The sequence below is a fragment of the Cuniculiplasma divulgatum genome, assembly GCF_900083515.1.
Lineage (GTDB): Archaea > Thermoplasmatota > Thermoplasmata > Thermoplasmatales > Thermoplasmataceae > Cuniculiplasma > Cuniculiplasma divulgatum.
In genome coordinates this window covers 414,629-434,806 of record NZ_LT671858.1, presented here as the reverse complement: position 1 = coordinate 434,806, position 20,178 = coordinate 414,629, and the positions used below count along the sequence as shown (strand labels likewise).

Sequence of the window (20,178 nt, the reverse complement as noted above, 5' to 3'; positions counted from 1 at the left end):
TGATTTATATCAATTGCTATAAATCAATTTGAGGACTATATAGATTCACAATTAATTTATGTATTCAGGGCATTATGGGTCTGTATGGATCAGAGGCAAAGAGACTTCTTCACACTTGATGATTTCGACTTTAGCGGAAAGACTGTTCTTTTAAGACTGGATTTGAATTCGCCAATACATCCCGTGACAAATGAGATAATGAGTGATACAAGGTTCAAATCCCACCTACCAACCATTGAACGATTAAAGGGTGCAAAATTGGTCATTCTAGCTCATCAGAGCAGACCCGGCAAAACAGATTTTACCTCGCTGTTAAATCACTCAAGGAAGCTTGAGAGATTGCTCGGTAGAAGGGTTAAACATATCGATTCCCTCTACGGATCAAGCGCAATCTCTGCAATTAAGCAAATGTCAAATGGAGAGATACTTATGCTGGAGAATACAAGATTTTTCTCCGAGGATGTTGTCCTTGACCCAGAAGATAAGGAAACTGTTGAAAATTCGAACTTTATCAGAAACCTTTCAGAAGTTTGCGATTATTTTGTGAACGATGCGTTCCCTGCCATTCACAGATCACAGACATCTCTCACGGGTTTCTCAAGAAAAATGCCTAATGTTGCAGGTCTTCTAATACAGAAAGAAACTGATGCCCTTAATGTATTTCTTAAAGGGGACAGAAGTAAAAATCTTGCCATACTTGCAGGCGCCAAGATAGAGGATTCCATAACCGTAGCAAAATCATTCCTTGACAAGGATACAGTTAATCATATAATCGTCGGAGGAGTTGTAGCAAACGCTTTCCTCTGGGCATCTGGGAATAAGATTGGAAAGAAGAATGAGGATTTCATAATTAAGAACAATAAAAAATACGATGCATATCTTCAAATTTGTAGACAACTGCTTGAAAAATATGGTAACAGAATACTCATTCCTGAAGATTTTGTTCTAAATCCTTCAAATAGAAGGGTAGAGAAAGGAGAGGAAATACCAGATGATCAGATACTTGCTGACATAAGCCTGAACAGTATAGCGAAGTTCTCGGAGGAGATAAGGAAAGCTGATAGTATTTTCATAAATGGTCCAATGGGAATGTATGAAATTGAACAGTACAGCTTTGGAACGTTTGAGATCCTAAGAGAGGTTGCAGCATCTACTGCAATGAAAATAGCCGGTGGCGGTCATACAATATCAGCTATAGAGGCCCTGAATATTGAGAACAGAATAGACCACATCTCAACTGGTGGTGGGGCACTCATAAGTTATTTATCCGGTGAGCCAATGCCTGTACTTGAGTCATTGAGGGAAAGCAGGCAATATTTTGAGAAGGTGGAATAAATGGAAAACAACGAGGATAGGATTGATGTGAGAGAAGAACTGGAATTTCTTGAATCTTTTATAAATTCTTCAGAAAAACAGATAAATCTACTTACACAGGGAATTGAAGACTATGGAAAGGCTCTCAGCGTGTTACAGTCTAAGGAAGTTTCAGAATCTTCAGAAAATCTGATATCGCTTGGGGGAGGCGTTTTCGCCAGGGGAAGAATAGAAAGAGAAAAAGAAGTAATGGTAGCAGTAGGCTCAGATATCTTCATAGAGGAAAAACCTGAAAGAACAATAGAAAGACTTAAGGGACAAATAGAAGAGGTCAGAAAATCACTACAGAGTCTAAATGATCAAAGAGCCGAAGCGCTCAGAAGATATCAGGCAATTGTTCAATCAGTCAATTCAAGCCAGAAGCAAGATGTCTCTTAAGGAGAAACTCGGAAATCTCTTCAGAGGAAACAAAGACGAGATAGAACTTTCCAGATTCAGGGATGAGTATTTTGAAATTCTGCTTGAATCTGATGTTTCCCTGGAAACTGTTGAATATATACTGGATATGTTTCAGCAGAAACATGTAAAACAGAAAAGACTCAAAAGAACAGAGGCCATTGAGAGTCTTAAGGAAATACTGCTTGAAATATTATTAAAAGCTAAACCCAGTGTTGACTTACTTAATATTAATAGGAAACCACTGGTTATAATGTTTATAGGGATAAATGGAACGGGAAAAACGACCACAATCGCCAGGCTATCATACATGCTTAAAAATAAGGGAAAATCTGTCGTTGTTGCCGCTTCTGATACTTTCAGGGCAGGGGCCATAGAGCAGATAAGATATCATGGTGACGAACTTGGAATAAGGGTTATATCACAAACAATGGGAAGTGATCCATCTGCAATAGCGTTTGACGCCATTGAGCATGCCAGAGCAAGAAACCTTGATTTTGTTCTCATAGACACAGCAGGAAGAATGCAGACAAACAAGAACCTGATGGATGAAATGAAGAAAATAAAACGGGTTGCAAAACCGGATATGACATTCCTTACGGTTGATGCCATGGCAGCAAGTGATGCAATAGAGCAGGCAACCACCTTTCTAAAAGATATAAAATTTGATGGTATAGTTGTAAACAAGCTAGATACTGATGCAAGGGGAGGTGCCATATTTTCCATTGCTCACATGTTTAAGGAACCAATCTATTTTTTAGGGGTAGGCCAAAAGATGGAAGAACTCATCCCATATGATCCACAGTTTATTATTAAAAAGATATTTGGATGAGATGTTGAATTATTGTAATTAGTGTGTCCGGAAGTAAGTTTTAAAGCTTATTAGACTCAATATATTCAACTATAAAACTACTTTATATTTGATATTAATCTGGAGATTTCGTCCGTGTCCATTTCTGTTGTTATCAGAGGAATATTTTCAACTTCCGAAAGTTTAATCGCCAGTTCATCAACACGATCAGCCTTAACGTACACTACTGCTGCAGGCTTCAATGGGTGCACTCTGATGGCGATCATGGGACTTCGTCCCATCTTCACATCGGTAAAAAATATTACCCTCTGGCTGGACCATCCATAGAGAAGACTGTATTCACTGTAAGAAAATGAAAGTATTGCCTTCACTCCATTGACTATTGTATATCCCCTCACGTACCTGTCCATTGGTGCTTCAGATACTGAAACACCCTTTATTTTATTCACAATTGTTTTTAGATTTATATCTCTGTCATAGTCTCTGATGTCGATTAGCGCTTCATATGGTACACCTGATCTGTATCTTCTCAATATTGTACCTCCGTGCTTTGTCTCTATTCTTACCATTGCAGAAACAAATTTTCTAATTGTGTTTACACCCGGTGACTGCCTCCTGCCTGTTTCATAATCACTTATCATAGAGAGGCTTACATTCATCTCCCTTGCCAGTTCGCTTTTGGATATGGAAAACTCTTCCCTCCATTTCTTGAGAGTTTCGTTTGGAGTCTCTGACAGAACGATTTCCCCTGCTATCTTTTCTTCTACGTTCACAACGTCTTATGATTTTATTTTATTTATATTTGTCGAATTGATATTAGACAATAGTCTAAACTTTTTGACCATGAAGCATGGATTTCATTAGAAGACTTATATGGCCAGCCTCCTGCATTCTTCGTACTGAGTATTGAATCCACTTTTGTCCGAAGGGGATATATGAAAAAGTCTTTTTTCCTCTCTTCTGTAGATCTATAAGATACTGGTTTCTTATCCCATTGAGCATTCCATACCAAACCTCTTTTTTATGTTCCTCACTTAATTTCACGGCTTTCTCTATCATAAGTTCATCGTGACTTGCAACCATAAACATTTTAGTGTTTTCAAACATGAATGTAAGAATATCTTCATAATTTTTATTGATCTCATCTTTGGTCTTGAATGCTACCTTTTCGTCTTCCGTATAAGCTCCTTTAACCAGTCTGAATATTCCACCCTCTTTGGAAAGTTCTTCTACGTCATTCTTTGTTCTCCGAAGATATGACTGAACACACAAACCAACGTTACCGGTGGAAATCTGGCTCCTATAAAGTTCTATTGTTTTATCTACCAGTTCAGATTCTTCCATGTCTATCCATGTGAAAATCTTTTTCTCATTAGCCTTGCTTACTATTCTCTCCAGATTTTTCTTTGCAGCATCTAAACTAACAGACAGACCAATTTGAGTGGGCTTTATGGATATCTGGAACTGCTGGTCTCCATCCTCTATCTTATCAAGAATATTGAGATAAATACCTGTTGCTTCTTCTATATCTTTTGGATCTGTAAGTGCTTCCCCCAGATAGTTAAATATAGCACCTATCCCAATTTTCCTGAATCTTTCCCCCCTAGATATGGCATCTTCAACAGATGGCCCAGCAATCCATTTTCCCGCCAGTAATTTTTCCATGAACCCATTAAGCATTAAGATCACTAACAAAATGGCAAAGATGTTATTATCCCTTTTCAATCTTTTAAAACCGCTATTAGCCATTTTTGTTATTATTTTGGTTTACCTGTCTTTCTCTATTATTACTGAAATAACTGTACGGTTAAAAATCTTTAAACCAATCTCTCAATGCTGCCTCATGCACAGAAAGATTTACTCAACTCTTGTTCTTTTATCGGCCCTAAGCCTCTTAATTGGCTCTGTTGCCCTAAGGTTAGGTAATCTTGTACCGGACAGCCTCACTGGACTGACCATATTTGCCATAATTATTTTGGTTACATACGGTATTTTGCTACTTTATTTTGATGGGAGCAGATTCCAGTTCATTGGAGTCATTCTTGCAATCATTTCTTTTCTTATTTCTTCTAATTCGGCACATCTAAACGGACTTTCAAATTTTTATTCCTCAGTGTATCTTGAAATTGCTGACATAACAATGATTACTGGTTTCTACGTATTTCCTGCAGCCTACATAGTATTCTGGATAAAAAGTAATTTTAACAGGATGACAATACAAGAATAATGGTAACTGGCATAATCACAGCAGCAGGGCTTGGCACCAGATCAGGGCTTGATGGAAAATTCAGAAAGGAATTGCTGCCAATTTACGATAAGATCGATAATAGGCTAGTTCTCAGACCAGTAATTGATGTTGTTTACCGGAGGCTGCGGGAGTATGGTTGTGAAAAGATAATAATTGTACTTGATCCTGCGGATCGAATGAGCAGACTGTATGTGGAATCAAATTTCGAAAACTTTGAGATAGTTTTTCAGGAGGAAAAGAGAGGATTCGGAAACGCTGTATATATTGCTTCTCAGGCTGCTGGAAGCTCTGATTTTGTCCTTAATGCAGGTGATGGTGTGATTTCTACATCATCCTATTACGAAAAGATCTGCAAATCTAAGAGTACTAACCTTAACGTTTTCAGGGTAGATCATCCTGAGAAGTATGGAAACGCAGTTCTGGACGAGGTAAATAAGACTGTCGTAGAGGTGGTGGAAAAACCACAGCATCCAAAATCAAATTTCGCCATAGCGGCCCTTTATTTTTTCAAAAATGATTTTGTTCACTTTCTGGATCAACATACCATCGAACTAACAGACTCCATAAACAATTACATAAAGGCGGGCAACAGAGTCTCATATAATATTATAGATAGGAGCGAATGGATTAGTATAGGCAGAAAGGAGGAATATTTTAAGGTACTTGAGAGGTCATTTATAAATAATAATACAGAAAAAAGTTAGCAATATAAAAGAATTTTTGAAAAATTTATATCTTGAACTACTCGAAGATATAGGGATTGTTGTTGTAAAATATTATTATGTGTACTTCCCCAGAACCGGATATTGAGGTATACCCCACACAATATAATCCATGGGGTTCGTTACTTATAGGTTTTCTAAGTGTACTGATCTGGTTGTTATCGTTTATGCAGGTCAAGGTCGTATAATTATCATATTTAGTATTCATGGGGCCCACGAATAAACATATTGATGCATTATCTGAATATCCACAAACATACAAGAATGAGGCGTTCTGTGGGATTTCAAAGCTACGTACGTCCGTTCCGTTTGAATGTTCCCTTACATTAATTTCAGTTCGCAAAAGATATACATTTCCTGAACCTGTTTTTAACTTTGTCTGCGAATCGGGATTAGATCGCGGAAGAACTGCAACATAATAGCCAAAAGAAGCAATAGCCATTATAGCAACTAATATTACTAAAATTCTCAATTTTCTATCATTTATTTTCATTACTTCAACCTCGGTTTTATCCAGTTTATTAAAAATATGAGTGATAATAAGATTAGAATAATCAAAGATAATATTACGATGAAGTAGTACTCCTGCCCATAGAATAATAATGGAATGTTTATGGATGCATATTTCCCATTTGCGATTGAGTTGTCAGTGGCAACGTTGATTGAAAATACATTAAGCACCTTTGAGATGTAGTAGTATGAATTTTCAGGGTAAAATAAGAATACAAATTTGTCAAAAAATGAAAAATTCTTTGAAACGATGAGGAATCCATTAATGTTTGTGGTCATCTCATTTTTCGGGTTCAGACTGCTTATATTCAAATAAAGTGAATGAAAATAATCTGAAACAAAACCGAGCGAGAGGTACATTAATATGGCAGCAAAAATGGCATAATACCTTTTAGAAAATATGCTGGAAATAAATACACCCTCAAGCGAACTTAAGATGAATACCAGTAGGTAAAGTGCCATCACAGAAAACATCGGACCCAGATATCTAAATCGAAAGGTAGTATATTTTGTGAAAAGAAATAGTGAAAATATTATATCTAAAACAATAATGACGAAGAACGAGAAAGTTATTAGCCATGCTATTTTTGAAATCAATACTGTGTTAACTGGAATCTTATTCACCCGTAGCATCTCTAATCTTCCAAGTTCCGAATCTTCTGAAACGACAAGAGATGAAACAATAAACCAAATAAAGATTATCCCCCCTGAAGATACATTGGCATAGAAATTTAAATAGAAATAGGATAATGGGATAGGAGAGTTTATACCCGCAAACATCAAATTGTATGAGGGCTGCGTGAAAAAAATACTAAAAGCTATGACAATTAAAATAAGTAAGACCCAAGTGTAGCCTCTATAAAACTGACGGAAATTCCTTCTGTATTCGGAAATAAATGCAGAATAATGTTTACCCACAGAGCTCCCTCATGTAAATACTTTCAAGAGATTCCCTTGAAAAGCCAACTATCTTGCAATCATCACCAAGAATCTTCGTGATTAATTTACAAATTTCTAACCCCTCATCGACCTGAATTATAAAACTTAACTCAGTCTCACCAACTATTTTTATATTCAAATCTGTTAGTTTCTTTCTTATTACATCAGAATTTTCTGTAAAGTCTATTCTGTATAAATTTAGATGCTTGAGGATTAATTTTTGGAATATGGTTCCATCTTTCATGAACAATATTTTATCTGATACATTTTCAACTTTGTGTAAATCATGGCTTGTTATAAGAATTAACTTGCCTTCTATTTTTAGATCTTCGATGATTTTCGATAGTTCTTTTGAACTCTCTGCATCTAATCCATCAAAGGGTTCATCCATAAGTATTATTTCAGAACCAAGAATTAGGCTCCTTGCCAGATCTAGCTTTCTTTTCATTCCTTTTGAAAATGAGGATATTGGTTTTTTTCCTGTATTCAGATTTAGTCTAGTCAGTATATACTTAATTCGCTCAATATTATGTGGGTAAAAATAAGAAAGGTTTTCCTCAGCACTCATGAAATCGAAATTAACAGAGATTTCAGGGCAGTAACCCACACTTCCCCTAACAGTAACCTTACCGTCATATTTCCTTATGGATCCTGATAATACCTTTAAAATAGTTGATTTTCCTGCACCATTTGGACCAACCAAGGAAACACAGGTTCCACCTAGCTCCTTTATGCCCAGATTACGAATTGCAATGGTTTTTTTAAAAACTCCATAACTCTTGGTTACATTGTCGCATTCCAACGATATCTTATTGATATTTTCATTCGTCAGGAAATCAACCCCCATAGTGTTTGATTGAAAATATTTATTGAAAAACTAAAAACAATAACTTTACCATTGGACCCTTGAGAAATGAATAATTTGTTGAAATTGATCGTTTCGTTAGTTGGAAAATTTAAATGTAAAGTCCTTTTCTCTAATTTATAATTAGTATAGGTTCCGTTATTATCTTCGGATACTTTAGCAAAAAAAGTATAATTTAATGAATCTAAGTTGAGGTTTTTAGGAGTATTATTTATTATGTTTAAACGTGATGAAATTGTTCCATTGTCAATAGAGTTGAGAGTTTCGTTTAATTTCATATCAATTCCATTAACTTTTATTAGTTCTGTTGAATATTCAACTCTACTTTCTCCTTTAAACATACATGGAATTCCATATACATTGTAGGTACAAAGAATTAAATTAGGATAACAAAGTTTATAATACCCTACTGGCGCCAGGCCTAGACTAAAATTTTCAAGTGGCTGAGTATGTGGATAGGTAACATTCCATTCAGTTGTTGTGTCTGGATAGTTGTATGAAATATTGAATGGTACCTTTGATTTTAGGTTGAAACATGTAGTAGTATTAAAGTTACCTGGAACCCCAGATCTATAACATTGTGCGTTTTTGGAGGGCCCCAAATATTTCAGGGTTAAGTAAGCATTATTATCCTTACAGCATCCAGGCCCTCTTGAAAAATATTTTAAACCTCCGCCAGTAGATATAATAGTGAATGTTAGGTTGCTCCCTTGAGTTACATTGGCTTTAGCTGGAGTGATAAGAATTACTATATCAGTTTTTTTATGGGCGCCAGTATAATAAAATATACCCAATGCCAATAATAAGAATACGATGATTGCGATGAATATTGCTCTTTTTTTATTCATAATCAACTCCCTAAGCTCATATCATTATTTTTATATTATATTTTCTTCTTCTAACTTTCTATGTCAAAGTTAAACCCGCCTCCGGTACATACTGTCATTTGTGAAGTTGGAGATGAGTGTTCATATCCACATGCACCAGATACAGTGCAGGAAATTGATCTAAACTCTCCATATGACTTCAAATATATATGTTGATAGATACTGCTATCCGGGACATTGATCATGGTTAATAGATATGTGGTGGATGAGTGGGGTGTTGAATGTAGTCCCTGATTATCTGAGTATTGCCACTCTACTTCATTGTGTTCCAAAATTAATGGCTCTATACAAAATTCGTATTGGGAGTAAGAACTAGCATATGAGTAGGTGCCTGTAATTCCAATACCTTCATCCGTTGCACCTGCTTTAATTCCATATGTAACGGTTACTTCTGTAGTTTCTCCCCACAAGATTTGATTATTAGGGGATGCATATTGAGAAATCGAGTTAGGATTAAAGGGCCATGATGACGGTGGATTACTTGGACTCTTAGGTTTATCGCAGTAGGCGGCGTATTCCATACACACGTGCCCTGTCCATTGAGGACAAATTGCATTTGTATTTAATCCCCCTGCTAATTCACAAGATCTGGTAATGCTGGCAGAATACTGATTTTCAACAATATAGGCTATAAACTGATTAGAACCATAGGTAACCAAAAAACCTGTTATATACGTTTGTAGGCAATTGCCATTATTATTTATTCTTGTTTCCTTGCTACACAAATATTTGACTGAGGCACTGCAATCTGAATTTGCAGTGGTAAATGAATCTATATTTTCCTTCGATCCCTCTATATTACTTTGATTATAGAGCGATAGTCCAAATCCTATTGCCACCATTAAAAATAAAATCAAAAATGTTACAAGAAGAATCCTAATTTGTTTCATGAGTATTATATAACGATTACATATATATATACATTTCTAATATCAATTAAGTCCGCTATTTTGATATGTTCAACTATCAACCTAAAAAAATGTGTTTTGAATAAAAATTTAATATAGGTTTTAGCTTATAATTTTATTTTAATATCTTTCTATAAACCATGCTGCCTATGTATGCGAGAATCACAATTACTATACCTGCTATGAGTCCGTAGGTGTAATAAAAGAAGCTTGGGATTTTACTGAATGATATACTTTGTGTTATGAAAGATGCATACATGGTGATGTTACCGGATTGACCTGTATATCCGCTGGGAGCAATAGTTGTGTATCCATATGTGCCAGCCATCAGAAGGAATTCAACTTCGTTTGATGTGGTTTTGACCGTTTTTGAATTAAGAGTAATGCCCCACGTTGAGTTACCAGGAAGTCCAGACTCCTGGAACTCTACCCAGTTGTAAGTATTATTCTGGAACTGATATGTGTAATTTATGTATTCATTGTTGTTCGTACTAAGTCCTCCGTAAAGCACAATTGTATCATTTGCTTCAAGGACAGACATGCTCTGTCCATATGCAGGAGATGGGGAATTTATGTTCATATTTTTCCATGACATTGAAACCGGTGAAAACATCCAGCTACTGTTTGTCGCAACGCCTTTAGAATTTACACCACCATATAGCAGAAGGAAGTTGTTGAAGGAAAAATATTTCAGATTTGAAAATGCAAGTTTTCCAGGGTTATTATTTAAATTCAGGTTTTTCCAGTGCATTGTTGTAACATTAAGCAACCATGTTGAATCGGAATAGGTTCCATTGAACCCTCCATAAAGAAGTATGTTACCATTTGGAAGAGATTCCATTGCTGCTCCTTCCATTGCCGGTATCTGTCCTGTTGTGGTAACTCTCTTCCACGAGTTGTCCTTGAAAGTCCACGTGCTGTTTGACAACCCTGAACTTGTGTTTCCTCCAAATAGGACGATTGAACTTATGCTACTGGAATATGCTGATGATGCAAACGCTCTAGCTGAAGGCGCAACAACAAGGCCCTTAAGGGGTGTCCAGGCAAACCCTGTGAATATCCATGTTTGGCTTGTTAAAACCATTTTTCCACCGGAAGTAATGTTTTCTCCTCCAAACAGCACGATGTCGTCACCCCTTGGATAGAAATTCATTGTTGAACCTTCAAGGCCAGGGATACTGCTGGAAGTAGTTAGTTTAGTCCACTGTTTAGAGTTATATATCCATGTTGTGTTAACTGTTTTCTTAACAAGCATATAAGATGTTGATTTGCCATTTACAATAGTCTCATTGACCATGGTCATTCCACCAAACATTACTACCTCACTGTTAGGAGTAAAACATGCCATCGTAGAGTTGCTTACCGGCTGAGGCGCGATTGAAGATGTATCATTCATCCACTGGTACTTAAACACAGTACTATTTTGTACCACACTCGGTGTAACTGTGATGGCCTTTCCGTTGCTTATTGAAGGTGTGCCAGAAAAGGTAAATGCGAATACCATAACTGTAAGTAGTGAAATCGCGATAACTACGAATTTCATAATTCCATTACTCTTTCCACTAGAATTCATTAAAAAAGTAATATTGAAATCATTAATAAAGATTGCATTTAATGAATAGCGTAGAGGTTTAGGGCACATTTCGCCAGTTATGTTTTGTAACTGTGTGAAAACCCGTTGATTAGAGTTGTTAAAGTAAAGTGATAATTAGTTTCCCTTGCTCTTCTCCCATACTGTCTTTGGTTCAATTACACTCCTTAGATTTTCCGCCTTTTCCCTGAATTTATAAACATCCTTCAGTATGGATTCAATATCCTCCGGAAGATTCCTACTAGGTTTATACCCTAGCTCCTTCAGTTTTTTGTGCTCCGGATTATAGTAGTGATCTTCCTTTTCCACCCTGGGATTCGGATAATGTTTTATTTCAACATCCCTGTTGAATAGAGCCTTTGCTCTTTTTGCGACAAGTTCTGTCAATTCGTTTATAGAATAATGCTCATCAAACTGATTATACACCCTGTACTCACCTTCCTCTGGTTCTTTCTCAATTCCAAGGGTCAGACATTTAATGCTATCCTCCAGTGACAGAAATCCTCTTCTCTGATTTCCCTTTCCGTAAGCCGTGAGAGCATAACCCAGTACAGCCTGGGTGCAGAACCTGTTCAGTGCAGTTCCCCAAACTTCATCAATATCAAATCTTGTGTATAGATTGTACTTATTAATCTCTGATGTCTGTGTTCCGTATACTACACCCTGCATCACATCGGTTATCTTAAGTTTCCACACCCTGTTAGCAAACATGAGGTTGTTTGTATCATGGACCTTGCTCCAGTGATACCATGAGCCAGCAAATTTAGGAAATGGCAAATAATCTTCTCTCCCATTATATTTGACATTGAAGAATCCTTCCGGAATATCAATATTTGGTGTTCCATATTCTCCCATGGTACCAAGCTTAAGCAAATGAGCTTTCGGTACAATATCCTTCATTGCATAAACAAGATTAAGCGTTCCTCCCATGTTCTGCATCAATGTTTCTCTTGCCTGCGACAGACCTATCATGGAATATGGTGCAGATCTCTGCTCTGCAAGATGTACGAACGTATCAGGTTTTGTCTCTTTGACAACTCTGTAGAGAAAATCTGGATCGTTTACATCTCCCTTATAAAACTTGATTCTTCCAAGTCCGTTTTCTTCTAATGCCTTGATCCTATCTTCCATTGATAGTATTGGTGTCACTGAATCGGAATTTACCTCTGCCACTCTCTTCCTTGTGTAGAGTGAGTCGACACCCACAACTTCATGTCCCCTACTTAAAAGTCTAAGAGCCAGCGGCCATCCTATGTATCCGTCAATTCCAAGTATTGCGACTTTCATTATTTTAGGGAAAGCTAATCCTCGTTATAAGATATTCCACTTGATTTGAGCTGGATTAAAAGTGATAAATTGATAAGACTGAATATTTATGAAAAAGTATTATATTTAAATACAATATGTGTACATGTCTCTGGGAGCAACCTTTATAGATGTCTTTTTTCCTCTTTTCATAGTTGTAGATCCCTTTGGGACTATGGCTCTTTTTCTGACCATGACATCAGATTATTCTGAGATCGAAAAAAGGACTGCTGCCAAGGATGCTTTCATTTATGGGAGTCTGATACTTGTATTTTTTACCGTAGCCGGTTATTATGTTCTATCCTTGATGGGGATTTCAATTAACGCCATAGAGATTGCAGGCGGAATTATATTACTGATAATGGGAATTGAAATGGTAAGAGAAGGTGATCGACCAAAATCAACGGGTAAGACCTTCAAGAACCCAGATCTTGGAATTGTTCCATTCGCGACTCCCTTACTGGCAGGTCCTGGTGCAATTTCCCTAGTCATAATACTCGCCAGGAAGAGTTACATTTCCATGGGTTATACTATTATTTCAGTGATCATTATATTTGTTGTTGTTCTGATTCTATTTTCCTTTGCTACTCCCATATCAAAAGCATTGGGTGATAAATCTATGAAGGCCATAACAAGGATTTTTGGACTGTTTGTTGCGGCTTTTGCCATACAGTTTATGCTCACCGCCGCAGCAGCCCTTATAGGATGATAAAAATTAAAAATTTTAGTTTAAGGTAAATTCCTTCCCATTGTATGGCAGTACCACATTGTAATTTCCAAGATCATCCACGATAGCCTCTCTCCGATCTCCGTGACAAAGAATTACATTCTCTGGCTGGCATCCCTTTATGAAAGATATTAGCTCATCATGACCTGCATGTGCAGACATATCAAAGAATTCAACCGCCATATCAGGCTTTACTTCAACTCCAGATAGATTCAGTGTTCCCTTTTCCATCAGGTTCCTCCCATTTGTTCCTTCTACCTGATATCCTGTCATAAATATGGCACTTTTGTCGTCATGTACATACTTTTCTATATAGGATAGGGCTGGTCCACCATCAAGCATTCCTGATGTGGAAATGATTACATCTGCTGAATCTATGTTTTCCCTCATTCTTTTTCCTCGTATTGCCTTCACACTTGACAGGGATTTTCTGAATTCCCTGTCTGATCTCAGGTAACCAGGCGTATTAAGATAAATACTTGTTATAAGATTGCCCATTCCATCGGTGGCTATCTTATATGGCAGGTCAGAAAGAGACATTATTAGCTCCTGCATTCTTCCCATTGCAAATGAAGGCAGTATAACTTTTCCTCCATGTTCCACGATTTCAGATACTCTTTCTCTTAGTCTTTTTCTAACTTCTTCTCTATCTTCGTGGTTCTTACCTGCATACGTACTCTCAATTACTAGATTCTTCACCTTTCTTGGTTTGGCCCCAGTTAACAGTTTTGAATCTCCTGTATAAAGATCGCCAGTAACCATTACTTCATCAGAATTTTCAAATTTCCACATTGTTGATCCTGGTATATGGCCTGCTGAGTATGGTGTAACATTCACTTCATCTAGAACGATCTTTTCGTTGTATTTTGTCTGATTCATAAATGTATACATCTTTTCTACATCTTCCCGATTGAATCGTTCTACGTAGCCCTCTATGGCAGTTATTTTGATTGAATCGTTAAGCATTGGCCTGGCTGTGTTAGATGTCATTTCTGTAGCAAAAATATCCACACCATCATTCTGGTAGTACATAGGCAATGCACCTATATGATCCAGATGTGAATGTGTCACAAAAAGTCCGTCTATCTTTTCTGGTGGCAGTGGAAACAATGGAGGTTTTTCTGGGATTACTCCATAATCTACCTGAAATACCTTATCATCCATATTGATTATTATTCCCAACCTGCCTACTTCTTCTGCTCCTCCTAAAAACTTCATTTTTAACAAATTTATAACCTCGCATTTTCTAGTCTATTTTTACACTCGCATGTTCTTTGTTCCGAATGTATTTTCAGAAAATCTGCAATAATTTTCTGTGTTTTTTCCTCATTTTCCTTAAGGATCTTGATGACTTCTGATGCCTCTACGGGTTTGTCAGACCACACATCATAGTCAGTAACGTTTGCAATTAAAGAATAACACATGCCGAGCTCATCCGCAAGGTTAATCTCTGGCACTAAAGTCATTCCAATTATATCTCCAAATTGCCTAAACATTTTTGATTCCGCTCTGGTAGAGAACCTTGGGCCTTCTATTACGACGTAAGTTCCCTGATCATGTGTGTCTCCATGCTTTTTGGACACTGAACTCAGTTCTTTGTTGATCCTTGGGCAAAATGGATCTGCCGATGATATGTGAATAACTTCAGGGCCATCATAGAATGTTAATTTTCTATTTTTTGTAAAATCTATGTACTGATCTGGAATTACCACATCACCTGGCTTTAATTCCTCCTTCAGTGAACCTACTGCATTAATCCCCAGTATTTCATCACAACCTATACTGTGAAGGGCCCATATGTTTGCCCTATAATTTACCATATGTGGTGGTATATTGTGTTTCTTTCCATGTCTTGGAAGGAAAGCAACTTTCTTTCCATTGAAATCACCAATTTCTATTTCTGCTGATGGTATTCCAAATGGAGTGTCAATCATTTTGCTTTCTTCAATTGTTATAAGATTGTAGAGGCCACTGCCCCCGATTATTCCTATCACTGTAAATCACTTCCTGTAAGTAATATGACAATGGTATTTAATTTATTTTTAAATATTTACAATAAAAACTGTATTTATTTTAGAGTATTATTCGGACTAAATTCTGCTTTATCAGTTACCGTAAGCGATGTAACCAGAATATGCATATGATCGATAAAACTATAACTGCTGTAGAATTATATTATGGAATGGAATCCTCAAAAAAATTGAAAATAGCTGAAATAAAAGGAGAGGTAGTGGACATAGAGATAAAGGCTAAGATCCTTTCAATGTCCAAGAGAGAGATACAGAACGATAAGGGTCCTCTGACATATCACTACGGTCTGGTTGGAGATGAGACTGGAGTTATTCCCTTTACAGCCTGGTCTATTCCAGGCACAGTGAGGGATAACGATGTTTATCTGATATCAAAGTGTTACACAAAAAGCTATAAGGATAAACTAAGACTTTATTTTGATGCCAGAACTGAATTCAAATTGCTTACGGAAATACTGGAAGTAAAGAGAACTTACAAATATTATGAAATTAAGGACCTGGATATGAAGGACAAATTCATAACTGTTGAGGGATTGCTAACTTCTGAAAATAAGAGAGAGTATGAAAAGGAGGGAGAAAAAAAGGAAGTTTTCCAGTACATCCTCAAAGATCAGACCGGCACTGTTCCAATATCATCGTTTGGGAGAAAGTTAGAACAGGGAAAATATGCCAGAATCGAGGGTGTAAGACTTGATGAATTCAACGGCTATTATAGATTGAACATGTCTGATAAGGCCAAGGTAGAATATTTGAACGTTGAACTCAAAGAAAATGATAATATTCAGGATATTTCAACACTAAAAGGGGCTGTGGGAGGAATTACAATATCTGGATTTGTAATAAACATGGGAGAAAAGAGTGGCCTGGTTGTTAGATGTAGTGAATGTAATCAGAGAGTAGATGATGTTAGATGTGCAGACCACCCCGATGCAAAATTGATCTATGATATATTCGCCTATTTCACAGTAGATGACGGGACCGATTATCTGCAGGTTAATGCAGGATATGAAGCCCTGAAGAACATAATAAACATATCAAGGGAATACCTGGATAATCCTCAGAGACCACCATTGAAGAAAGAAGTGAAGGAAAAGGTTGAAATTGCCCTGGTTCATAATGCACTAAAAATAAAGGGAAACCTTCGCATAAATAATATGGGACTTTCCATGCGATCTTCAGAAGTGAGTTACGTTACCAATACTGATATTTCTTACCTGAAGAATGAAATAAAAGGGGTGCAAAATTGATGGAGAGAAGGAGAGAACCAGCAAGATGGATATTTGCAAAGGAATTGAGAGATACAACCATGACCTTTGTGGAAGGTGAAGACGATGCCAGAAGAGAATATTTCATCACACCAGGCGGTTCTTATGGAAGGAGAATACTAATTTGCGGAAAAATAACGCAGAAGACCCAGGATAATGATATGACGAAATTCACAGTGGCGGATCACACGGGTGCTTTTTATGTTACATTTTTCTCCAAGGATTTCAACCAGAACACAAAGGTTCAGGTGGATGCTGTGAACGAGAATGATCTTGTAGTTCTGATGGGAAGAACATCCTATTTCAGGTCTAATGAAGGAAAAATGTACATTAACATAAATCCAGAATATGTCAGAACGGTGAATGAGGTTGATACTGAATACTGGAAAATGAGAACAGCTAAGTCTCTGAATAACAGGCTCTTGGCAATAAAGGAGATCAGAAAATCCCCTGAAATAGATCAGAATCACTTAATGGATCTCGGGTTTACAGAAGATGAGGCAAAGGGTTCTTTGAAGGCATATTCATTATATGAAAATTACAATACTGGACCACTGGAAGAGATAATTGCAGGGATGTCATCTTACCAGTTTTCGGATGCTGCTGTAAAATTGAAAGATAATGTTCTCCAGATAATAAAGGAAAATAATCCATTTGGTGGAATAAGTTATGATGAAATTTTGCAGAGATTGGCCAAGGATGGTGTTGAGGCCAGACAGCTGGATGAAACCCTAAATCTCCTTGGCGCAGATGGAGAGATTTATGAGGCCGGAAAAAGGAAATTCCGGGCCATCTGATCTACCATTTTAGTTTTAAATCCTTTGCCGCCTTTACTTCATCAGCCCTTCCAATTGAAAGATTAACAGGCATTTTATGAAGTTCTTCGTCTGGTGTTAATACTGCTTCCTGAATTATGTTACAGAACTCATCCATATCATCCCTGCTTGCGTCCTCTGTTGGTTCAATCATTAAGGCCTCAGGAACTATCAAAGGGAAATATATGGTCGGAGCATGAACACCCTTGTTAATAATATATTTTGCAATGTCCAGCGCCCTTTTATTTACCATTTTCGTTGACATTATAACTTCGTGTTTCTTCAACCCCTCGTGATGGTAATTGAGTATTGGTTCCAGCCTCTTTGCCATGTAGTTTGCATTGAGCACTGCCCTTTGAGTATTTAATAGGAGACCGTTTGATCCCTTGTATTTTATGTAAGCCCACGCTCTTAGTAAATTGGTGAATGAACCCTGAAAACCGGCGACTCTACCTATACTATCTTTTTCATCAGATTTAAGAATATAAAGATCACCTTCCTTTTCGATTCTGGGAAATGGAAGATATTTTTCCAGGAACGATTTGACGGCAACTGGACCAGCCCCGGGTCCACCCCCGCCATGTGGTGTTGCAAATGTCTTATGAAGATTAAAATGCACCATATCAAAGCCCATTGATCCTGGTGATGTTAATCCCAGTATGGCATTCAGGTTGGCACCATCATAATAAAGCAGAGAGCCATTCCTGTGCACCATATCTGCTATCTCCTTGATGTCTGTTTCAAAGATTCCAAGTGTGTTAGGATTTGTTATCATAAATGCTGCTGTTTTTTCACTCAACGCAGCTTCCAGTGCATCCATGTTGATAACACCAGTCTCAAGAGATGGTATCTCAACAACGGAGAATCCTGCCATTGCCGCAGAAGCTGGGTTTGTACCATGCGCTGAATCTGGTATTATGATTTCTGTTCTGCCGGTCTCCCCAGTATCTTCCATGTATTTTCTCACAATCAACATGGATGTGAACTCACCGTGTGCTCCAGCCAGGGGTTGCAAGCTCACCGCGTCCATGCCTGAAATGACCTTAAGATATTCCCTCAATTCATACATTACCTGCAGATTTCCCTGTGAATATTCATAGTCAGCCAGTGGATGCACCCTTGCAAATCTTGAGTCATTTGCAATTCTGTCTGCAAATTTTGGATTGAATTTCATAGTACAGGAGCCGAGTGGATAGAATCCTGTGTCAACGGCATAGTTCATCTGAGACAGCCTCACATAATGCCTTACAACATCATTTTCAGCTATTTCTGGAAGTTTCAGGTCATCCTGAGCAATTGAATCGTCTAATTTTGGCAATTCAATTTTTTCACATGAAAAACTGTTTTCTGAGTTGATTTCCTTGATATATTTTTCATTGTATTCTGCCTGATGATATGTCATTAGATCGCCTCCATCGCCGTTATTAATTGATCAATTTCACTATCATTCCTCATTTCTGTAGCTGCAAAGAATACATCATTTTTTAATTTGTCAGGCATAGTAAATAAGAAACTATTAGCCTTTAATCCCCCTAGAAACCCAGCCTTTTCGAGATTGGCCATAAGTGTATCTGATTTTACACCTGCATCAACAATAAAATCGGTAAAAAAGGGGTTCTTCCATTTGTGGACCTTCACATAGCTGACCTTTTCCATTTTTTTGAACGTTTTACTAACATTTTCCATGGATCTTGAAGCTACCCATCTCAATCCTTTTTTTCCGAGTATGGAAAGATATGCAGAGGAGGCTATGGCAAGTAATGCCTGGTTTGTACAAATATTGCTCATCGCCTTGTCCCTTCGTATATGCTGCTCCCTCGTTTGAAGTGTCATCACAAATGCCCTTTTTCCTTTTGTGTCAACGGTTTCCCCTATAAGCCTTCCAGGTGATTTTCTTACATATTTCTCCTTGAATGAGAAAATACCCAGATAGGGACCCCCATAGCTTAGTGAGATACCTAGTTGCTGTCCTTCTCCAACCGCTATATCAGCATCATAATCTCCGGGGGATTTTATTATTGCCAGTGAAACAGGGTCATAATATGCTATATGTATAGCAGCCTTCTTGATTTCCTTAATATTGGCCACACCTGGATCTATTGTCCCATAGTTTGAAGGATTGTAAGTAATGATTGCAGAAGTATCCTCGTCTATCAGTTGAATTAGTTTATCAAGATTGATAGTACCATCTTCATTAACCGGATATGGTTTAAGTAATATGTCTAATCCTGTAATATATGTTTTTATTACCTGCCTGTGAGACAATCTTATATTTTCTGGTATAAGAACTGTCTTTTTACCATTTATTCTGTGAGCCATTCTCACGGCCTCGCCAAGCCCCGTAGGTCCGTCATACATGGATGAGTTCGTTACATCCATTTTTGAAAGGTCAGATATTATGCTTTGATACTCAAAGAGTGAGTGAAGCATGCCCTGGGATATCTCTGCCTGATATGGCGTATATGATGTAATGAATTCATTTCTCATTATGATATTTGGAATAGACGATGGAATGAATCTTTCATATGCACCCAATCCAAGAAAAATTTTCATGTTTATTGCATTCTTAGAACCTATCCTTTCTGATTCAAACATCACGTCCATCTCTGACCTGCCACCGCCAATGGATTTTATATCACTTCTGATGTTATTTGGTATATCCCTAAAAAGATCCTCATAATCATTCATTCCCAAATAAGCCAGTAAATCGTTATCTGTGTCCATGGAATCAACCACTAAAGTAATCATCAACCATTATTAAAATATAGTCAGAAATTCCGCTCTT

Annotated in this window: 21 protein-coding genes; 8 read left to right on the top strand and 13 right to left on the bottom strand. The window is 37.3% G+C overall.

Annotation, left to right across the window (positions count from 1 at the left end):
• Nucleotides 1-84 precede the first annotated feature (84 nt).
• From CSP5_RS02190 to ftsY, 3 genes are read left to right on the top strand one after another with little or no spacing between them, the layout of a single operon-like run.
• Entirely contained in the window at nt 85-1,335 is a 1,251-nt protein-coding gene (locus tag CSP5_RS02190) for a phosphoglycerate kinase (protein ID WP_021789076.1), read from the top strand.
• The gene (gene pfdA, locus CSP5_RS02185; RefSeq protein ID WP_077075925.1) at nt 1,336-1,752 is read left to right on the top strand and encodes a prefoldin subunit alpha; all 417 of its coding nucleotides are present in this window, start codon (nt 1,336-1,338) and stop codon (nt 1,750-1,752) included.
• Nucleotides 1,670-2,602, top strand: coding sequence for a signal recognition particle-docking protein FtsY (gene ftsY, locus CSP5_RS02180; protein ID WP_083705194.1), 933 nt, complete (start codon nt 1,670-1,672; stop codon nt 2,600-2,602). The genes pfdA and ftsY overlap by 83 nt, the downstream gene beginning before the upstream one ends.
• A gap of 77 nt (nt 2,603-2,679) precedes the next feature.
• On the opposite strand, the gene CSP5_RS02175 is transcribed toward ftsY, so the two are convergent.
• Both CSP5_RS02175 and CSP5_RS02170 read right to left on the bottom strand, forming a co-directional pair.
• Nucleotides 2,680-3,354, bottom strand: a complete 675-nt coding sequence (locus CSP5_RS02175) for a helix-turn-helix domain-containing protein (protein WP_077075924.1) — start codon at nt 3,352-3,354, stop codon at nt 2,680-2,682.
• A 55-nt stretch (nt 3,355-3,409) separates the two neighbouring features.
• Entirely contained in the window at nt 3,410-4,261 is an 852-nt protein-coding gene (locus CSP5_RS02170; RefSeq protein ID WP_077075923.1) for a proline dehydrogenase family protein, read from the bottom strand.
• A gap of 163 nt (nt 4,262-4,424) precedes the next feature.
• On the opposite strand from CSP5_RS02170, the gene CSP5_RS02165 reads away from it, so the two are divergent.
• Both CSP5_RS02165 and CSP5_RS02160 read left to right on the top strand, forming a co-directional pair.
• The gene (locus CSP5_RS02165) at nt 4,425-4,808 is read left to right on the top strand and encodes a hypothetical protein (RefSeq protein ID WP_021789081.1); all 384 of its coding nucleotides are present in this window, start codon (nt 4,425-4,427) and stop codon (nt 4,806-4,808) included.
• On the top strand, nt 4,808-5,533 hold the full coding sequence (locus tag CSP5_RS02160; protein WP_021789082.1) for a sugar phosphate nucleotidyltransferase: 726 nt from the start codon (nt 4,808-4,810) through the stop codon (nt 5,531-5,533). Before CSP5_RS02165 ends, CSP5_RS02160 begins: the two co-directional genes overlap by 1 nt.
• A 37-nt stretch (nt 5,534-5,570) precedes the next feature.
• Here the strand turns inward: CSP5_RS02160 and CSP5_RS02155 are convergent, their stop codons facing one another.
• The 7 genes from CSP5_RS02155 to agl3 all read right to left on the bottom strand — a co-directional run bounded on the left by CSP5_RS02155 (nt 5,571) and on the right by agl3 (nt 12,538).
• Nucleotides 5,571-6,044: a hypothetical protein gene (locus tag CSP5_RS02155; protein ID WP_021789083.1), complete on the bottom strand. Its 474-nt coding sequence runs from the start codon at nt 6,042-6,044 to the stop codon at nt 5,571-5,573.
• On the bottom strand, nt 6,044-6,685 hold the full coding sequence (locus CSP5_RS02150) for a hypothetical protein (RefSeq protein ID WP_148689559.1): 642 nt from the start codon (nt 6,683-6,685) through the stop codon (nt 6,044-6,046). Before CSP5_RS02150 ends, CSP5_RS02155 begins: the two co-directional genes overlap by 1 nt.
• A gap of 286 nt (nt 6,686-6,971) precedes the next feature.
• Nucleotides 6,972-7,847 carry an ATP-binding cassette domain-containing protein gene (locus tag CSP5_RS02145; protein ID WP_083705193.1) on the bottom strand — a complete coding sequence of 292 codons (876 nt, stop codon included), beginning with the start codon at nt 7,845-7,847 and terminating at the stop codon, nt 6,972-6,974.
• A complete protein-coding gene (locus CSP5_RS02140) occupies nt 7,829-8,713 on the bottom strand; it encodes a hypothetical protein (RefSeq protein WP_021789086.1) in 885 nt (294 codons plus the stop codon). Before CSP5_RS02140 ends, CSP5_RS02145 begins: the two co-directional genes overlap by 19 nt.
• A gap of 50 nt (nt 8,714-8,763) precedes the next feature.
• The gene (locus tag CSP5_RS02135; protein WP_021789087.1) at nt 8,764-9,642 is read right to left on the bottom strand and encodes a hypothetical protein; all 879 of its coding nucleotides are present in this window, start codon (nt 9,640-9,642) and stop codon (nt 8,764-8,766) included.
• A 133-nt stretch (nt 9,643-9,775) separates the two neighbouring features.
• Nucleotides 9,776-11,233: a Kelch repeat-containing protein gene (locus tag CSP5_RS02130; protein ID WP_021789088.1), complete on the bottom strand. Its 1,458-nt coding sequence runs from the start codon at nt 11,231-11,233 to the stop codon at nt 9,776-9,778.
• A 135-nt stretch (nt 11,234-11,368) separates the two neighbouring features.
• Nucleotides 11,369-12,538, bottom strand: coding sequence for a UDP-sulfoquinovose synthase (gene agl3, locus CSP5_RS02125; protein ID WP_021789089.1), 1,170 nt, complete (start codon nt 12,536-12,538; stop codon nt 11,369-11,371).
• Nucleotides 12,539-12,662: 124 nt separating this feature from the next.
• Here agl3 and CSP5_RS02120 point away from each other — a divergent pair, with 124 nt between their 5' ends.
• Entirely contained in the window at nt 12,663-13,265 is a 603-nt protein-coding gene (locus CSP5_RS02120) for a MarC family protein (RefSeq protein ID WP_021789090.1), read from the top strand.
• Nucleotides 13,266-13,280: 15 nt separating this feature from the next.
• On the opposite strand, the gene CSP5_RS02115 is transcribed toward CSP5_RS02120, so the two are convergent.
• A complete protein-coding gene (locus tag CSP5_RS02115) occupies nt 13,281-14,501 on the bottom strand; it encodes an MBL fold metallo-hydrolase (protein ID WP_148690257.1) in 1,221 nt (406 codons plus the stop codon).
• A gap of 11 nt (nt 14,502-14,512) precedes the next feature.
• Nucleotides 14,513-15,277 carry an S-methyl-5'-thioadenosine phosphorylase gene (locus CSP5_RS02110; RefSeq protein ID WP_077075920.1) on the bottom strand — a complete coding sequence of 255 codons (765 nt, stop codon included), beginning with the start codon at nt 15,275-15,277 and terminating at the stop codon, nt 14,513-14,515.
• A gap of 188 nt (nt 15,278-15,465) precedes the next feature.
• Here CSP5_RS02110 and CSP5_RS02105 point away from each other — a divergent pair, with 188 nt between their 5' ends.
• Nucleotides 15,466-16,560 carry a hypothetical protein gene (locus tag CSP5_RS02105; protein WP_077076782.1) on the top strand — a complete coding sequence of 365 codons (1,095 nt, stop codon included), beginning with the start codon at nt 15,466-15,468 and terminating at the stop codon, nt 16,558-16,560.
• Nucleotides 16,560-17,375, top strand: coding sequence for a hypothetical protein (locus CSP5_RS02100; RefSeq protein ID WP_021789094.1), 816 nt, complete (start codon nt 16,560-16,562; stop codon nt 17,373-17,375). Before CSP5_RS02105 ends, CSP5_RS02100 begins: the two co-directional genes overlap by 1 nt.
• Nucleotide 17,376: 1 nt before the next feature.
• On the opposite strand, the gene gcvPB is transcribed toward CSP5_RS02100, so the two are convergent.
• Complete coding sequence (gene gcvPB, locus CSP5_RS02095) at nt 17,377-18,795, bottom strand: aminomethyl-transferring glycine dehydrogenase subunit GcvPB (RefSeq protein WP_148689558.1); 1,419 nt, start codon at nt 18,793-18,795, stop codon at nt 17,377-17,379.
• Nucleotides 18,795-20,117 (bottom strand): aminomethyl-transferring glycine dehydrogenase subunit GcvPA, encoded by a 1,323-nt coding sequence (gene gcvPA, locus CSP5_RS02090; protein WP_077076781.1) that lies wholly within the window; start codon nt 20,115-20,117, stop codon nt 18,795-18,797. The genes gcvPB and gcvPA overlap by 1 nt, the downstream gene beginning before the upstream one ends.
• Between the last annotated feature and the right edge of the window lie 61 nt (nt 20,118-20,178).

Excerpts from the sequence above, each read along its gene's own strand:
- CSP5_RS02160 (WP_021789082.1), top strand. The coding sequence starts at position 4,808 with ATGGTAACTGGCATAATCACAGCAGCAGGGCTTGGCACCAGATCAGGG.
- CSP5_RS02115 (WP_148690257.1), bottom strand. The coding sequence starts at position 14,501 with ATGAAGTTTTTAGGAGGAGCAGAAGAAGTAGGCAGGTTGGGAATAATA.
- CSP5_RS02140 (WP_021789086.1), bottom strand. The coding sequence starts at position 8,713 with ATGAATAAAAAAAGAGCAATATTCATCGCAATCATCGTATTCTTATTA.
- CSP5_RS02130 (WP_021789088.1), bottom strand. The coding sequence starts at position 11,233 with ATGAATTCTAGTGGAAAGAGTAATGGAATTATGAAATTCGTAGTTATC.
- CSP5_RS02120 (WP_021789090.1), top strand. The coding sequence starts at position 12,663 with ATGTCTCTGGGAGCAACCTTTATAGATGTCTTTTTTCCTCTTTTCATA.
- agl3 (WP_021789089.1), bottom strand. The coding sequence starts at position 12,538 with ATGAAAGTCGCAATACTTGGAATTGACGGATACATAGGATGGCCGCTG.
- CSP5_RS02190 (WP_021789076.1), top strand. The coding sequence starts at position 85 with ATGGATCAGAGGCAAAGAGACTTCTTCACACTTGATGATTTCGACTTT.
- ftsY (WP_083705194.1), top strand. The coding sequence starts at position 1,670 with ATGATCAAAGAGCCGAAGCGCTCAGAAGATATCAGGCAATTGTTCAAT.
- CSP5_RS02170 (WP_077075923.1), bottom strand. The coding sequence starts at position 4,261 with ATGCTTAATGGGTTCATGGAAAAATTACTGGCGGGAAAATGGATTGCT.
- gcvPA (WP_077076781.1), bottom strand. The coding sequence starts at position 20,117 with ATGGACACAGATAACGATTTACTGGCTTATTTGGGAATGAATGATTAT.
- CSP5_RS02100 (WP_021789094.1), top strand. The coding sequence starts at position 16,560 with ATGGAGAGAAGGAGAGAACCAGCAAGATGGATATTTGCAAAGGAATTG.
- gcvPB (WP_148689558.1), bottom strand. The coding sequence starts at position 18,795 with ATGACATATCATCAGGCAGAATACAATGAAAAATATATCAAGGAAATC.
- pfdA (WP_077075925.1), top strand. The coding sequence starts at position 1,336 with ATGGAAAACAACGAGGATAGGATTGATGTGAGAGAAGAACTGGAATTT.
- CSP5_RS02105 (WP_077076782.1), top strand. The coding sequence starts at position 15,466 with ATGGAATCCTCAAAAAAATTGAAAATAGCTGAAATAAAAGGAGAGGTA.
- CSP5_RS02135 (WP_021789087.1), bottom strand. The coding sequence starts at position 9,642 with ATGAAACAAATTAGGATTCTTCTTGTAACATTTTTGATTTTATTTTTA.
- CSP5_RS02155 (WP_021789083.1), bottom strand. The coding sequence starts at position 6,044 with ATGAAAATAAATGATAGAAAATTGAGAATTTTAGTAATATTAGTTGCT.
- CSP5_RS02145 (WP_083705193.1), bottom strand. The coding sequence starts at position 7,847 with ATGGGGGTTGATTTCCTGACGAATGAAAATATCAATAAGATATCGTTG.
- CSP5_RS02165 (WP_021789081.1), top strand. The coding sequence starts at position 4,425 with ATGCACAGAAAGATTTACTCAACTCTTGTTCTTTTATCGGCCCTAAGC.